At 68.8% G+C, this 15,569-nt stretch carries 9 protein-coding genes; 2 read left to right on the forward strand and 7 right to left on the reverse strand.

The features are described from left to right. Positions 1–152: 152 nt before the first annotated feature. Together BpN12_RS02175 and BpN12_RS02180 are read right to left on the reverse strand one after the other, a co-directional pair. Positions 153–2,423, reverse strand: a complete 2,271-nt coding sequence (locus BpN12_RS02175) for a TonB-dependent receptor (protein ID WP_246793644.1) — start codon at positions 2,421–2,423, stop codon at positions 153–155. 701 nt (positions 2,424–3,124) lie between these two features. After that, entirely contained in the window at positions 3,125–4,486 is a 1,362-nt protein-coding gene (locus tag BpN12_RS02180; RefSeq protein WP_246793645.1) for an MFS transporter, read from the reverse strand. 285 nt (positions 4,487–4,771) lie between these two features. On the opposite strand from BpN12_RS02180, the gene BpN12_RS02185 reads away from it, so the two are divergent. Further along, positions 4,772–6,349, forward strand: coding sequence for an aldehyde dehydrogenase (NADP(+)) (locus BpN12_RS02185; protein WP_246793646.1), 1,578 nt, complete (start codon positions 4,772–4,774; stop codon positions 6,347–6,349). Positions 6,350–6,927: 578 nt separating this feature from the next. Then, positions 6,928–8,013: a tryptophan--tRNA ligase gene (gene trpS, locus BpN12_RS02190; protein WP_246793647.1), complete on the forward strand. Its 1,086-nt coding sequence runs from the start codon at positions 6,928–6,930 to the stop codon at positions 8,011–8,013. A gap of 61 nt (positions 8,014–8,074) precedes the next feature. Here the strand turns inward: trpS and BpN12_RS02195 are convergent, their stop codons facing one another. The 5 genes from BpN12_RS02195 to aldA all read right to left on the reverse strand — a co-directional run bounded on the left by BpN12_RS02195 (position 8,075) and on the right by aldA (position 15,289). Next, positions 8,075–9,229, reverse strand: coding sequence for a porin (locus tag BpN12_RS02195; RefSeq protein ID WP_246793648.1), 1,155 nt, complete (start codon positions 9,227–9,229; stop codon positions 8,075–8,077). Between the two features lie 212 nt (positions 9,230–9,441). Next, a complete protein-coding gene (locus BpN12_RS02200) occupies positions 9,442–11,103 on the reverse strand; it encodes a GMC family oxidoreductase (RefSeq protein ID WP_246793649.1) in 1,662 nt (553 codons plus the stop codon). 51 nt (positions 11,104–11,154) lie between these two features. Beyond that, positions 11,155–12,372, reverse strand: coding sequence for a mandelate racemase/muconate lactonizing enzyme family protein (locus tag BpN12_RS02205; RefSeq protein ID WP_246793650.1), 1,218 nt, complete (start codon positions 12,370–12,372; stop codon positions 11,155–11,157). Positions 12,373–12,393: 21 nt separating this feature from the next. Next, on the reverse strand, positions 12,394–13,698 hold the full coding sequence (locus BpN12_RS02210) for an MFS transporter (RefSeq protein WP_246793651.1): 1,305 nt from the start codon (positions 13,696–13,698) through the stop codon (positions 12,394–12,396). A gap of 166 nt (positions 13,699–13,864) precedes the next feature. Then, a complete protein-coding gene (aldA, locus tag BpN12_RS02215; protein ID WP_246793652.1) occupies positions 13,865–15,289 on the reverse strand; it encodes an aldehyde dehydrogenase in 1,425 nt (474 codons plus the stop codon). Positions 15,290–15,569: the final 280 nt, after the last annotated feature.

The following is a 15,569-nucleotide window of genomic DNA, read 5'->3' on the forward strand; positions in this document are numbered from 1 at the left end:
GGCGTCGCTCATGGTACGCCGACCACGCGTGCCTTGCCGGTTCCGAAGCGGCGAGCAGTCACGAAGCCGGGCCGCCCCGGGCGTACCCCGAGCGGCCCGCATGCGAAGGCAGGCGAGATGCGAGAGCCCGCCGGGTGGCGGGCATGCCGTGTTTACTCGTAGAAGTTCAGCGTCAGCATCGCCGAGCGGCCCGGTGCCCAGGTCGCGTAGATCGGGTAGGCGCTCGCGTAGTACTTCTTGTCGAACAGGTTTTGCACGTTCAGCTGCAGGTCGATCGACTTCGTCACGTGATAGGTGGCCGCCGCGTCGAAGCGGGCATAGCCGGGCGTCCACTTGCGCGCGGTGGCCGACACCGACGCGTAGGTCAGGCTCGACACCGTCGCGCCCGCGCCGATCGTCAGCTTCGGGATCACGTCGTAGCTGGTCCACAGCGTGAAGTTGTGCTTCGGCACCATCAGCATCGGCAGGCCCGAGCCGCCCGGGTTGCCGGCGCCGGCGTTGGTGGTCACGCCGTTCAGGTACGAGTAGCCGCCGAACAGGTGCCACTTGCTCGTGACGTCGCCGGCGAAGCCGAACTCGAAGCCGCGCACGCGCTGCGAGCCGGCGTTGATGGTGTTGCCGAGGCCGTCGGAAACCTGCGTGTTGGTCTTGTCGGTCTGGAACAGCGCGGTGGTCAGCGACAGGCGCTGGTCGAGCACGTCCCACTTCGCGCCCACCTCGATGTTGCGCGCCCGCTCGGGGGAAAGATTCTGGTTCTTCACGCTGATCTGGTCGCTGCCGCCGCCGAGGCCGGCGTTCGCGCCGGGCGGGTTGGCCGAGGTGCCGTAGGAGGTGTAGAGGCTCACGGTCTCGATCGGCTTGAAGACGAGGCCGAACTGGTAGCTGAACAGGTTCGAGGTGTTCGTCAGGTCGGCGGTGCCGGCCTGCTGCGCGCGCACGTCGTAGCGGTCGAAGCGCAGGCCCGCGTTGAAGCGCCAGCGCTCGGAGAGCCGCACCGTGTCGAACAGGTAGGCCGATGCGATGTCGGTGCGCGTGTTGATGGTCGGGCCGGGGAAGCCCTTGTCGCCGTTCAGGATCAGGTTGCCGGTCCACGGGTTGTCCGGGTTCCAGCTGCCGATCGGCGTGCAGTCGAAGGCGACCGTGCAGGGGCCGCCGGTGCGGATGTTGTTGCCCTGCGCATCGGCTACCAGGTAGCCCTCGTAGCGGCTCTGCTCATGGCTGAACTCGATGCCGCCCGTCAGCGTGTGCTCCATGCCGAACAGCGTGGCCTTGCCGGTCAGCTCGGTCTGGTTGGCGATGCTGTTGGTCGCGTACTTGCCGCTCTTGGCCTGCAGGCTGATCATGCCCGGCTCCTTCGAGCTCAGTTGCGGATTGGTGCCGACGTAGTCGAGCGTCGAGCGGCCGAACATCGTGGTGTTGCGCAGCTTCCAGCCGCTGTCGAGACGGTGCTCGACGCGCACTTCGGCCGTGTCGGTCTGGCTGTTGCGGTAGTCGCGCGTGTTGAGTCCGTAGAACAGGCCGCGGTCGGACGGGATCGGCGTGCCGCTCTTGCCGAACGGCACGCTGAAGTCGGGCATGTCCCAGGTGTTCAGGTGGTAGTAGCTGACGGTGACCTGGGTGGGCGTGTTCAGGCCGAACGTGACCGACGGCGCGATCCCCCAGCGCTTGCTGTAGACGTCGGTGCGGCCCGCCTGGTCGGCGTCGTTGCCCATCACGTTCAGGCGCACGGCGGTGGTGTCGTTGAGCTTGCGGTTCACGTCGAGCGTGGCGCGCTTGTAGCTGTCGGTGCCGAAGCCGATGCTGCCGTTCGTGAAGTTGTCGTTCTTCGGCGCCTTCGTGACGATGTCGATGCTGCCGCCCACCGAGCCGCGTCCCGCGTAGACCGAATCGGGTCCCTTGATGACGCTGATCTGCTCGATGTCGAAGGTCTCGCGGTTCTGCACGCCCGAGTCGCGCATGCCGTCCACGAAGATCGAGTTGCGCGATTCGAAGCCGCGGATCACGGGGCGGTCCGCCGACGGGTTCGCGGCGGCGTCGCCGCCGATGAAGGTGATGCCGGGCACGGTGCGCAGCGCGTCGGTGAACGTGGTCACGTTCTTCTCGCGCATCACGGCCTCGGGGATCACCGTGACCGAGCGGGGCGTGTCGAGCAGCGGCGCCGTGAACTTGTAGGACGGCAGCGAGCGCACCTGCATGTCCGACTGCGCGTCCACCGAGATCGTCGGCAGCCTGCCGTTGCGGATTGAAGAGGACTGCGAAGTGTCGTGCGAACGAGAAGCGGCGGCAGGCGAGGCGGCCGATGCCTGATCAGGAGACGTGGCGGAGGGCGCCGTCTGGGCGATCGCGACGAGCGGGGCGAGGAACACGGAGCAGGCGAGCGCGGGCGCGAGCTGGCCGGGCCGGGTAGGGAAGCGTCTGGACATGGGCGAGAGAGCGGTGGTATCGAAAGCGGTATCGCCGAATCGAACGACTGTTCGGCTCGAGTGCCGGCCTTAGTGAGAATGATTCTTGATTGCGTTCTGGATTCTAGTGACGCTGTAATGATTTGTAAACGAATGCTTTCAAAAATTGCATGCGGTATTGATCCACTCGAAACAATCAAGGCGGGATGGCGGGCGGCCGAAGGCGAGAACGCGTGAGGGGTGTCGTTCGCGTGTGTTGCGAAACAGGACGACGGGACCAGGACGATTCGCGGCGGCGCTGCCGCGCGGGCTCAGGGCGTGGACCGACTGCGGCGCCAGTGGCGCGCCGTGGGGGCGGCATGCTGGTGGTGCCGGGCAATCCCGACACGCGGCGCGTGTTCGTCAACCACCTCGTCGACAACGCGATCCGCGACGCGGGTGCGGGCCGTCGGTGGTGGTGGCGGTGGTGGCGGTGGCGGTGGCGGTGGCGGTGGCGGTGGCGGTGGCGGTGGCGGTTAGAGCGCGAGGCGGACACGGTGGTTCGAGCGGTGCTTCGCGCGGGGAAGGTTGCCTTCCACGCTTCCGACAGCGGAGCACGCCGCGCCGCCTCCCAAACGACGCAGGCCGCGGCGACAAGCGCGAATCATCGATTCGCCCCTGCCACCGCGGCCTGCAGTCTTGCCGGCGCACGGCCCCCGCCGCGCCGGCCCTTCATCATTGCGTCAGCGCCCGGGTGCCTTGCGCAGCGTCACGCGCGTGATGTCCTTCACGATCACGAGGTAGCAGAGCACCGTCACCAGCGCGTTGAGCCCGACGAACAGCAGCGCGCCGTTGAACGAGCCGCTCGCGCCCACCAGGTAGCCGATCACGATTGGCGTGACGATCCCGGCCGCGTTGCCGAACATGTTGAAGAGGCTGCCCGACAGGCCGATCGCCTCCTTCGGCGCCGTGTCGGCCACCACCGCCCAGCCGAGCGAGCCGATGCCCTTGCCGAAGAACGACAGCGCCATCAGCGCGATCACGAGCGCGGCGCTGTCCACGTAGTTGCAGCCGATGATCGCCATCGACAGCAGCATGCCGCCGATGATCGGGATCTTGCGCGCGCGCGTCAGCGACACGCCGCGCCTGATCATGCCGTCCGACAGCATGCCGCCCAGCACCCCGCCCAGGAAGCCGCAGATGGCCGGCAGCGAGGCCAGCACGCCGGCCTTCAGGATCGACATGCCACGCGCCTGCACGAGGTAGATCGGGAACCAGGTCAGGAAGAAGTAGGTGAGCACGTTGATGCAGTACTGGCCGAGGTAGACGCCGATCAGCATCCGGTTGCCGAGCAGCTGGCGCACGTAGAACCAGCCCGCGAGCCGCTCGGGCGCGCCGCCGGCCGGCGTCCTGCCGCTCGTCTCGATCACGCCGCCGCCCTGCTCGATGTGCTCGCGCTCGGCCTGGTTCACGCGCGGATGATCGGCCGGGCTGCGCACCACGCGCATCCACAGCAGCGCGAGCGCCATGCCGGCCAGGCCGAGCCACAGATACACCTGGTGCCAGCTGAACGCGTGCGTGAGCCAGGCCATCAGCGGCGTGAACAGCACGGCCGCGAAATACTGCGCCGCGTTGAAGATCGCCGACGCGGTGCCGCGCTCGCTGGTCGGGAACCAGCTCGCCACCACCTTGGCGTTGGCCGGGAACGCCGGCGCCTCGGCGATCCCCACCGCGAAGCGCAGCACGAACAGCGCGGCCACCGCCAGCGTGGCGCTGCCGGCGAAGCCGATCGTGCTCTGCAGCAGCGTGAACAGCGACCAGAGGAAGATGCTGCCCGCGTACACGCGGCGCGCGCCGAAGCGGTCGAGCAGCCAGCCGCTCGGCAGCTGCGCGAGCACGTAGGCCCAGCTGAACGACGAGAAGATGTAGCCCATCTGCACCGCGTCGATGCCGAACTCCTTGCGCATCGAGGTGCCGGTGATCGACAGCGTCGCGCGATCCGCGTAGTTCAGCGTCGTCACGACGAAGATCATCAGCAGGATCCAGTAGCGGACGGCGGTCCGTTTGACCGTGGTGGCCGGATTGGCGGTGCGGGTCGCTTCCATGAGTGTCCTGGCGAGAGCGCGAGAAGAATCTGTTTATTTGTCTGGGTACGATCGATCTGACGCATGACTGATACGTCGTCGTACAACTTGGAAGTGTAGGACCGTGGCCGCGAGGCGCCTAGCAGGGTTTTCCCTCTGCTCTATCCGTCGCAATAATCCCTTTTCACTCAATGAAATGATCGGAATCGATCCCGCTCCGGCCGTGGCGATTCTTCTAGTCAGTCATCGTATCTGTTGGGCTACAATGCGCGACACGAATCTTTTTTCGACTGACGGAGCATAGCGATGCAATTGACAGGTGAGATGCTGATCGGCGCCGAAGCGGTGAAGGGCACGGCCGGCACGGTGCATGCGTTCGACCCGACGCGCGGCGAAACCATTGCCGAGCCGGCTTTCGGCACCGGTAGCGAGGCCGAAGTCGAGCGTGCCTGCGCGCTCGCGCAGCAGGCGTTCGATGCGTACCGCGCCGAGCCGCTCGAGCGCCGCGCGGCGTTCCTGGAGGCGATCGCCGACGAGATCCTCGAACTCGGCGACGCGCTGATCGAGCGCGCGCAGGCCGAGACGGGCCTGCCCGCCGCGCGCCTGCAGGGCGAGCGCGGCCGCACGGTCGGCCAGCTGCGGATGTTCGCGCGCGTGGTGCGCGACGGTTATTTCCTGCGCGCCTCGGTGGATCCGGCGATGCCGGAGCGCACCCCGCTGCCGCGCGCCGACCTGCGCCTGCAGAAGGTGCCGCTCGGCCCGGTGGCCGTGTTCGGCGCCAGCAACTTCCCGCTCGCGTTCTCGGTGGCGGGCGGCGACACGGCCTCCGCGCTGGCGGCCGGCTGCCCGGTGATCGTCAAGGCGCACGAAGCCCACCTCGGCACCTCCGAGCTGGTCGGCCGCGCGATCCAGCGCGCCGTGGCGCGCAGCAACATGCCGGCCGGCGTGTTCTCGCTGCTGATGGGCCCGGGCCGCGTGATCGGCGCCGCGCTCGTCAAGCATCCGGCGATCAAGGCGGTCGGCTTCACCGGCTCGCGCCAGGGCGGCCTCGCGCTCGTCAACCTCGCGAACGCGCGCCCCGAGCCGATTCCCGTCTACGCGGAAATGAGCAGCATCAACCCGTTCGTGATGTTCCCGGCCGCGCTCGCGGCGCGCGGCGAGAAGATCGCGCAGGGCTTCATCGATTCGCTGACGATGGGCGTGGGCCAGTTCTGCACGAACCCGGGCCTCGTGATCGCCGTGGACGGCCCCGAACTCGACGCGTTCTCGCAGGCCGCGTCCGCCGCGCTCGGCGGCAAGCCGGCCGGCACCATGCTCACGCGCGGCATCGCCGACGCGTACCGCACCGGCCGCGCGAAGCTGCAGGAAGCGGCCGGCGTGCGCCAGCTCGGCACCGGCGGCGCGGGCGAGGGCGGCTGCGCGCTGTCGGGCGCGCTGTTCGACGTGGACGCGCAGACCTTCCTGCGCGAGCACGCGCTGCGCGATGAAGTGTTCGGCCCGGCCTCGCTGATCGTGCGCTGCCGCGATTTCGACGAAGTCGCGACCGTGCTCGAATCGCTCGAAGGCCAGCTCACGGCCACGCTACAGATCGACGACGCCGACGTGGAAGCGGCCCGCAAGCTGCTGCCGATCCTCGAACGCAAGGCCGGCCGCCTGCTCGTGAACGGCTTCCCGACCGGCGTCGAGGTGTGTGACGCGATGGTCCACGGCGGCCCGTTCCCGGCCACCTCGAACGCGATGACGACCTCGGTCGGCGCGACCGCGATCGATCGTTTCCTGCGCCCGGTCTGCTACCAGGACTTCCCGGAATCGCTGCTGCCGGAAAGCCTGCGCGAGTCGAATCCGCTCGGCATCGCGCGCCTGCGCAACGGCCGTTCGGAGTAAGCCGGCTGTCACCCGGTTAGGACCGGCGCGGCGACGCTCTCCGAGGCGAGCGTCGCGCCGGTCCGGCTTTTCGCCGGCTTCGATGCGGCGGCGTCGAAGCCGGCGCTTTTTGCGCGCCTCCTGTATTCAGCCTCATGCGTGATGGGCTGTCCGGCGCGGTTGCGCTCAGCATGCCGTCGTCACGACGCGATCCGCCCGACCTCCCCCGATTCTTCCCGTCTTCCTGCATCGATGAATCGCCCGTGACGGCGTTCGATCGAGCCACGACGTATGCCGCATGACGCATGACGCTTGCAAGCCTCATTCGCAGCCCGAAGCATCGCGGCGGAAATCGCGCCCATCCTTGCGCAATGCCGGGCCGCGCGCAGGGCGATGCGCCGCGCGGCGCCGTTCTGTGGCACCCTAGCGCGATGCATACGATTCCGACCACCCGCAGCCTCGCTTGCCGCTGGCGCCGCTCCTGACGGCGCGGCATCGTTTCGTGTGAGTCACGACCCTGTCCGCCGCGGTTTGGCCGACACGGATCTGGACATCCGTTGCCCCGGGCGCCGCGGCGGTTTTCTCCGGAGAGCCTTTCCATGTCCGACCTCCAGGCACCCGCCACCCCGCTGCCCGTCGTGCTGACGGGCGACCGTCCCACCGGCCCGCTGCATCTGGGCCATTACGTCGGCTCGCTGCGCACGCGGCTGCAACTGCAGGACACCCACCAGCAGACCATCCTGATCGCCGACACGCAGGCGATGACCGACAACGCGCATGATCCCGACAAGGTGCGCCGCAACGTGCTCGAGGTCGCGCTCGACTATCTGGCGGTCGGCATCGATCCGGCCAAGAGCACGATCGCCGTGCAGTCGGCGCTGCCCGCGCTGGCCGAGCTGACGCTGCTGTATCTGAACTTCGTGACCGTCTCGCGGCTGGAGCGCAACCCCACCATCAAGGACGAGATCCACGCGCGCGGCTTCGGCCGCGACATCCCGGCCGGCTTCCTCTGCTATCCGGTCGCGCAGGCGGCCGACATCACCGGCTTTCGCGCGCACGTCGTGCCGGTGGGCGAGGATCAGGCGCCGCTGATCGAGCAGACCAACGAAATCGTGCGGCGCCTGAACCGCCAGACCGGGCGCGAGCTGCTGCCCGAGGTCGAGGCGCTGATCCCCACGCTCGGCCGGCTGCCTGGCATCGACGGCACCGCGAAGATGAGCAAGTCGCTCGGCAACGCGATCGCGCTGGCCGCGCCCGAGGACGCGATCCGCGCGGCTGTCCGGCAGATGTATACCGATCCGAACCACCTGCGCGCGTCGGACCCCGGCACCGTCGAGGGCAACGTCGTGTTCACCTATCTCGACGCGTTCGACGAGGACGTGGCCGAGGTCGAGCGCCTGAAGGCCGCCTATCGCGCGGGCGGGCTCGGCGACATGGTGGTCAAGCGGCGGCTGGAAGAGAAGCTGCAGGCGTTCGTCGGGCCGATCCGCGAGCGGCGCGCGCGGCTCGCGGCCGATCCCGGCTACGTGATCGAGGTGCTGGCCGAGGGCACCGAGCGCGCGCGCGCCGTCACGCAGGCCACGCTCGACGAGGTGCGCGCCGCGCTCGGCACGTTCTCGCTCGACACGGTGCGCGAGCTGCACGCGGCCGCACGGCGCGCCGCGGCCGGCGAGCTGGGCGCCTGAAGCAAGGTACCGAGGCGCAGCGTACTGAGGCAGATAGCGGCGGCGCGAGCCGCCGCGTTCCTCAGAACTTGTGGCGCAGCGCGAGCCGCACGGCCACCTGGTTCGACGACGACGACGGCGCGTCGGTGCCGAGCACGAAGCCCGAGTCGAGGATCGAGTGGGTCTTGTCGCCCGTCACCTTCTCATAGGCGCCCTGCAGGTAGATGTCGGTGCGCTTGGTCAGGTTGTAGTCGGCCATCAGCCCGACCGAATGGATCTTCGGGCTCACGTTGCCGGCCGACGAATCGTTCTGCTCGAGCGTCAGCACGTACTGCGCGCCCACGTAGAACGACGGCGTGAGCTGCAGCATGCCGTTGATCTCGAAGTTCTGGAACTTGAGCGCGTTGAGCGTGGTGCCTGGCGCCACGATCGCGCCCGGCGTGCCGAGGTAGATGTTGCCGGTCGGGTTCTTGTAGTTCGAGTTCGAATAGGCGAAGCCGAGCGTGGTGATGCCGAACGTGTAGTTCACGCCGGCGCCGAAGATGCGCATGCGCTCGGCGATGAAGCTCGCGTCGTTCGCGGCGATCGCGCCGGCCGCGGTGCCGCCCGGGTTGTCGGCCTGCAGGAACGCGGCCGCGATCAGCAGGCCGCCGCGCGTGTATTGCGCGCCGACGCTGTAGGTGCGGTTGTTGGCGAAGCCGGTGTCGTTGCTGAACGCGTAGGTGCCGCCGAAGCGCAGGCCGGCGAAGTCCGGGCTCGCGTACTTCACCGAGTTGTTGAGGCGGAACGAGTTGTCGGTGTTGTCGTTGTCGTAGGGATGCGAGAGCAGGTAGCCGGCCCAGTTGCCGTTGGTGGTGGTCTGCGCGAAGTAGTCGACCACCGAGTCGTACTGGCGCCCGAACGTGAGCGTGCCGAGCCGCTTGTCCTGCAGCCCGACGTAGGCCTGCCGGCCGAACATCCGGCCGCCCTCCTGGGCCTTGCCCGAATTCACGTCGAAGCCGTTCTCGAGCTGGAACACCGCGGCCAGGCCGCCGCCCAGATCCTCGCTGCCCTTGAGGCCCCAGCGGCTGCCCTGCGCATAGCCGCTCGCCATCTCGACCACGCCGCCCTTGCCGACGTTGTTGGTGTAGTTGACCCCCTCGTCGATCACGCCGTACAGCGTGACGGTGCTCTGCGCGAACACGGGGGAAGCGGCGGCGAATACCGTGACGGCGGCTGCCGCGATGGTCTTTTTCATTAGATCTCCAAATCTTTCTGTGTGTAATCGAAGCAACGTGGGCCATGGGCCGGACCGGTATCGCGGCCGGTCCGGATGCGGGCGTGGCAAGCGCCGGCAAACGATCGCCCGCCACCGCGCGGGCCGCCTGATGGCGGCCCGCTCGGTCGTCTCCTGCGGCGGGCGGTGAAACGAGTGGTAAGGCGGTTGGTGAAGCGGAGGCGGGGCGGCGTTCAGCCCACGGTGGCGGGAACGCGCCGTACCTGCGAGGCCGGCGCGACGCGCGCGTCCTCGAGGATCAGGTCCGCGCCCTTTTCGGCGACCATCATGGTCGGCGCGTTGATGTTGCCCGAGGTGATGTTCGGGAACACCGAGGCGTCCACCACGCGCAGCGCCTCGACGCCATGCACCTTGAGGCGCGCATCGACCACGGCCGTCGCCGGATCGGGTCCCATCGCGCAGGAGCCGCACAGGTGGTAGATCGAACCCGACTGCTCGCGGAAGTACTGCAGGAATGCCTCGTCGCTCTGCACGGCCGGCCCCGGCGAGATTTCCTCGATCGTCATCGCGCGCAGCGACGGCGCCGTCATCAGCCGGCGGATCAGCCGGCTGCCCTGCACGGCCTCGGCCAGATCCTTGTCGGTGGACAGCGCGTTGATGCGGATCTTCGCGGCGTCCTCGGCGCGCGCCGAGGCCAGCTCGATCGAGCCGCGGCTCGACGGCCGGCACGGGTTGAACGCGATCAGGAACCCCGAGTACGGCTCGGGCTTGATGCTGGCGCGCTCGCTCTTCGGAATGCGGTACGAGAGCGGGTTGAAGTAGAGCTGAAGGTTCGGCACGTCCTGCGCGGCGTCGCCGCGAAAGAAGCCGCCCGCCTGGTTCACGCTCATCGCGAGCGGCCCGCGTTTCCGGAGCAGGTAGCGCAGGCCGATCTTCATCTTGCCGAACAGCGTGCCCATCTCGTCGTTCAGCGTCGGGCGGTTCGCCTTGAAGTAGAAGCTCACGCACAGGTGGTCCTGCAGGTTGCGGCCCACGGCCGGCAGCGCCTGCACGGTGGCGATGCCGTGCCGGGCGAGCCTGACCGGGTCGCCGATGCCCGACAGCTGCAGCAGCTTCGGCGTGTCCACCGCGCCCGCGCAGAGGATCACCTCGCGGCGCGCCGTGACGTGCTGCTCGCGGCCTTCATGCGCGTAGGCGATGCCGGTCGCGCGCTGGCCCTCGAACGTGACGCGGCGCACCAGCGCGCTCGTCAGCATCGTCAGGTTCGGCCGCGCGAGCGCCGGATGCAGGTAGGCGACCGCGCTCGAGCAGCGCTCGCCGTGTTTCGTGTTCAGTTCGTAGATGCCGGCGCCCTCGAACTGCGCGCCATTGAAATCCTGGCTGCGCGGCAGCCCGAGTTCGCCGCAGCCGGCCAGGAACTCATGGACGATCGGGTGGACGTCGTCCGTCATCGGCGTGACGTGGATCGGGCCGCTGCCGCCGTGCCACTGCGGCGCGGACCGGGCGAACGGATGCGTTTCCAGGCGCCGGAAGACCGGCAGCACGTCGTCGTAGGACCAGCCCGGGTTGCCGGCCGCCGCCCAGTCGTCGTAGTCGGCGCGCTGGCCGCGCACGTGGACCATCGCGTTGATCGCGCCCGAGCCGCCCACCACCTTGCCGCGCGGGCAGTAGATCGGGCGGTCGGCCAGCGCCGGCTCGCGCTCGCTGTAGTACATCCAGTTGTACTTGCGGTTGTAGTAGGTCTTGGTGAACCCCACCGGCACCTTGAACCAGAACGAGTCGTCGCGCTGGCCGGCCTCGAGCACCAGCACCGTGTGCTGGCCGTCGGCCGACAGTCTGTCCGCGAGGATCGCACCGGCCGAACCCGAGCCGACGATGATGTAGTCGTATTCCATGTCTTGCTTCCTGCTTCCGTGGCTGCCGCCGTTCTGTCCGGGTGCCCGGGGTCAGCCCTTCGCGGGCGAAAAGTCCTTCACGTCGGCGGGCCGCCCGGCCATCTGCAGATGCAGCCGCTTGCCCGTGTACGGCGTGTGGGCGCGCACCACGTCCATGTCGAGTTCGATGCCGAGGCCCGGCTCGTTCGACGGGATGATGTAGCCGTCCTCCCAGCGGATCGGCGTCTTCACCACCTCGCTGTGGAAGCCGCCCCAGGTCATGATGCTTTCCTGGATCAGGAAGTTCGGCGTGGCCGCCGCGAGCTGGATGCTGGCCGCCGCGCCGACCGGGCCGTTGTAGAGGTGCGGGGCGATCTGCGCGTAATGGACCTCGGCCAGCGTGGCGATCTTCTTCGCCTCGAGCAGGCCGCCCACGCGGCCCACGTTCATCTGCAGGATCGAGGCGCCGCCCGCCTGCAGCAGCTTGTGGAACTCGTACTTGGTGGTGAGCCGCTCGCCGGTGGCGATCGGGATCGAGGTATGGCGCGCGACGCTGGCGATCGCCTCTTCCTGGCCCGGCGGCACCGGTTCCTCGAACCAGAGCGGATCGTATTTTTCGAGCCGCTTGGCGAGCCGGATCGCCGAGGACGGCACCATCTGGCCGTGCGTGCCGAACAGCAGGTCGGCCTGGCTGCCCACCGCCTCGCGCACCTTGCGGCAGAACGTTTCGCAGCGCTCGAGCACGGCCAGCGAGAGCTGGTGGCCCGAGTACGCGGTGTAGGGGCCGGCCGGATCGAACTTGACCGCCGTGAAGCCGAGCCTGACGTTCTCGGCCGCGCATTCTGCAGCGAGGTCGGGATCGTCGTAGTCGTACTCGCCGCGCGCGTTCTTCGGGTAGAGATAGGTGTACGAGCGCAGCCGCTCGTGTACCCTGCCGCCCAGCAGTTCGTACACGGGCTTGCCGGCCGCCTTGCCGATGATGTCCCAGCACGCCATTTCCAGGCCGCTCGCCACGCCCATCATCGTCAGGTCCGGGCGCTGCGTGAAGCCGCTCGAGTAGCAGGCGCGGAAGAAGCGCTCGACGTGATGCGGGTCGTGGTCCAGCAGGTGGCGCTCGAAGACGTCCTCGATCACGGGGATCATCGCGTCGGGATGGAAGGTGGCCGCGTAGATCTCGCCGACGCCTTCGATGCCGTCGTCGGTCCTGAGCTTGACGAACAGCCAGTACATGCCGCCGATGTGCGGTGGCGGCACCGCGACGCTGAACGTTTCGAGTGAGACGATTTTCATCGGGATTTCCTTGAGTCCGGGTTATCCGTTTTGCCGCGCGAGGCGGCGTTTGAGCATGAGCGCGGCGCCGGCGCCGAGCAGCGCCACGGCCGCGATGTAGCCGAAATAGATCTGGTAGCCGGTCGCGCCCGGGAAGTTCTGGGTCGCGTAGCCGTTGATCAGCGGCAGGAACACGTCGGGCGAATAGCCGAGCACCGAGATCAGGCCGATCGCGAGGCCCGAGCAATGCACGGGCACGCGGCAGTCGTCGAGCAGCGACCAGTAGAGGCCGCGCACCGCGTAGGTCAGGATGCCGATGAACAGCACCAGCATCACCAGCAACACTTGCGGGCTGTGGGCCGGCACCACGGCGAGGCCGCCGAGCGAGAGCGCCGCGAGCACCAGCGCGCCGGCCAGCACCGAGATGCGCGAGACGCGGTCACCCAGATAGCCGCCGCCGATGCCGCCCACCGGGCGCATCCAGAGCTTGAGCGTGGTGATGAAGCCGGCCGCCGTGGTGCTGAGACCGAAGCCGCCTTCGTGCAGGTAGGCCGAGAAGCTGTAGGTGGCCCAGAACACCTGATAGCCGCAGAACACGATCGCCGCCACCAGCCACAGCGACGGGTTGGCCGCCAGCGTGCGCAGGTCGGCCAGCAGCGCGCCGCGCCGCGCGGCCGTTCCGGTGGCGGCCGAGGCGCCGCGCGGATCGCGGAGGAAGCCGATCATCACGCCGAGCGCGATGCAGATCACCGCATACATGTGGACCACCAGCTTGAAGCCGCTCGCGTCGCTGGCGCCGCGCGACTGCGTGGTGTAGGCGAAGATCGAGATCGCGACGGTGGCCAGCAGCGCCTCCACCAGCCCGCGTCCGCCGTCGAGCAGGCCGAAGAAGCGGCCCTGCTCGTCGGCGCCGGCGATCATGTTGACGCGCTTGATCACGGCCGCCCAGAACGTCAGGCCGGTCGAGATGCCCCAGCCGCAGAACACCGCCACCAGCAGCGGGAATGACGGCGCGGTGGCGTAGATGAAGCCGAGCAGGCCGGTGGCGACGAGCGAGAAGCCGATCAGGTAGCGCGGCGAGATGCGGTCGGCGAGCCAGCCGCTCGGCAGGTAGCTGACGAGGAACAGCGTGCCGAGCGACGAATAGAGCACGCCGAGCTGCACGTCGTTGATATGGAAGAAGGCCAGCATCGTCGGCTGGTACACCTGCCGCAGATACAGCATCGGGTAGATCGCGCCGGCCGCCGCGACCAGCAGCAGCAATTGCAGGTAACGTTGCGCGCGGCCCTGGCGGGCGGCGGATTCCACGGCGAGCGCCGCGGGTGACGAGGTGGTTTGTGCCGACATGATCAGTTCTCCTGAGGAGAGCGGCCCTGCCGGGCTGCGCGTCTCCGAATATTGTTGTGATGCGTCGTGGTGCTGCGTGCTGCCGTGGTTCGGTGTTGCGTGGTTCGGGGCGGGCGGCGGCGTGCTGTCGGGCATGCCGCCGCCGGAGCGATGCCGGGCCGGCCGATCAGTAATGCATCACGACGAGCCGCGTCTGCGTGAATTCGAGCATGCCGTGCTTGCCGTCGTCGCCGCCGAGGCCCGAGCGCTTCCAGCCCGCGTGATAGCCCTGGTACGGGTCGGCCGGCGTGCGGTTCACGTACAGTTCGCCCGCCTCGATCGCGTTCGCCACGCGCTGCGCGACGCGATGGTTCTCGGTGTAGAGCACCGACGACAGGCCGAACTGATGGTCGTTGGCGAGCGCGATCGCCTCGTCGAGGTCGCGGTAGCGCAGCACCGGCATCACCGGGCCGAAGCTTTCCTCGCGCACGATCTCCATGTCCTGCCGGCAGTTCGACAGCAGCGTGGCCGGGTAGAAGAAGCCCGGGCCGGCCGGCAGCGTGCCACCGGTCTCGAGCGTCGCGCCCTCGGCGACGGCGCGCGCCACCATCGCGTGGACGCGCTTCTGCGCCGCCGCGTTGGCGAGCGGCCCCATCAGCGCGGCGTCGGTACGGCGGTCGCCGATCCGCACCGCGGCCATGCGCTCGCGCAGCAGCGCCACGAAGCGGTCGTGGACGCTCTCATGCACGTAGACGCGTTCGATCGCGGTGCAGAGCTGGCCGCAGTGGGTGGTCTTCGAGGCGACCAGCGCGGCGGCGGCCTGTTCGAGGTCCGCGTCCGGCTCGATGATGGCCGGCGTCTTGCCGCCCAGTTCGAGCGAGGGCTTGGCGATGTGGGTCTTGCAGTATTCGAGCACGGTGCGGCCCGCCGCGACGCTGCCCGTCAGCGTGATCATGCCGACCCCGGGTTGCGTGCAGAGCACGGCCGCCGTGGCGTGATCCATCGCCAGGATGTTGACGAGGCCCGCCGGCAGGCCGGCCGCATCGGCCGCGCGCGCGATCTCGAAGGCCGAGCACGGCGTGTGGTTGCTCGGGCGCACCACCACCGCGTTGCCCGCGATCAGCGCCGGCGCGATCTTGCGCAGCAGCGTGTAGACCGGGTAATTGAACGGGATCAGCGCGGCCACCACGCCGATCGGCTCGCGGTGCAGGAACAGGTTCTCGTTCGGCGCGTCGCTCGGGATGATCTCGCCTTCGATGCGGCGCGCCCACTCGGCGTGATAGCGCGTGATCTCGGCCGCGTAGCGCGCCTCGTTGGTCGCGTCGTCGAGGCTCTTGCCCGATTCGAGCGAGAGCGCCGCGCCGATCAGCGGCGCGCGCTCGACGATCGCGTCGGCGAAGCGGCGCAGCTGCGCCGCGCGTGCCGCGGCCGGCAGCGCGCGCCAGGCGCGCTGCGCGTCGACCGCGGCGGCCACCGCGGCGACCGCGTCGGCTTCCGAGGCCGCGCGCACGCGGCCGATCGTTTCGCCGTTGGCCGGATCGACGACGCTGATGAAGCCGGCTTGCGCCGATTCCACGAATCGTCCGTTGATGTAGTTGTGTTCGTCACGCATCGACAGCATTCCTCCTGGGCCGGGAAGGCAGCGTGGCGCGGCGAGGTCGATGACGCCCGCTGGCACGCTGCCGGGCAGGACTGCATTGTTGTCATGCGCCGGATGCGCGACAAGCGACGATTTTTCTCGTCGAACCTGCGAAAAACTCACGTTACTCGGGGGCGGGCGGAGCGAGGCCGCAGGCTGGGGGCGGTCGCTGTCGATCGGCTGACAGGCCCGCCCGGTCTGGCGATGCTGGGTTCGGGTTTATCCCGAGGCGGGCCGCGTGACGCGGGATAGA

The sequence above is a fragment of the Burkholderia perseverans genome (assembly GCF_022870505.1).
GTDB classification, from domain to species: Bacteria; Pseudomonadota; Gammaproteobacteria; order Burkholderiales; family Burkholderiaceae; genus Burkholderia; species Burkholderia plantarii.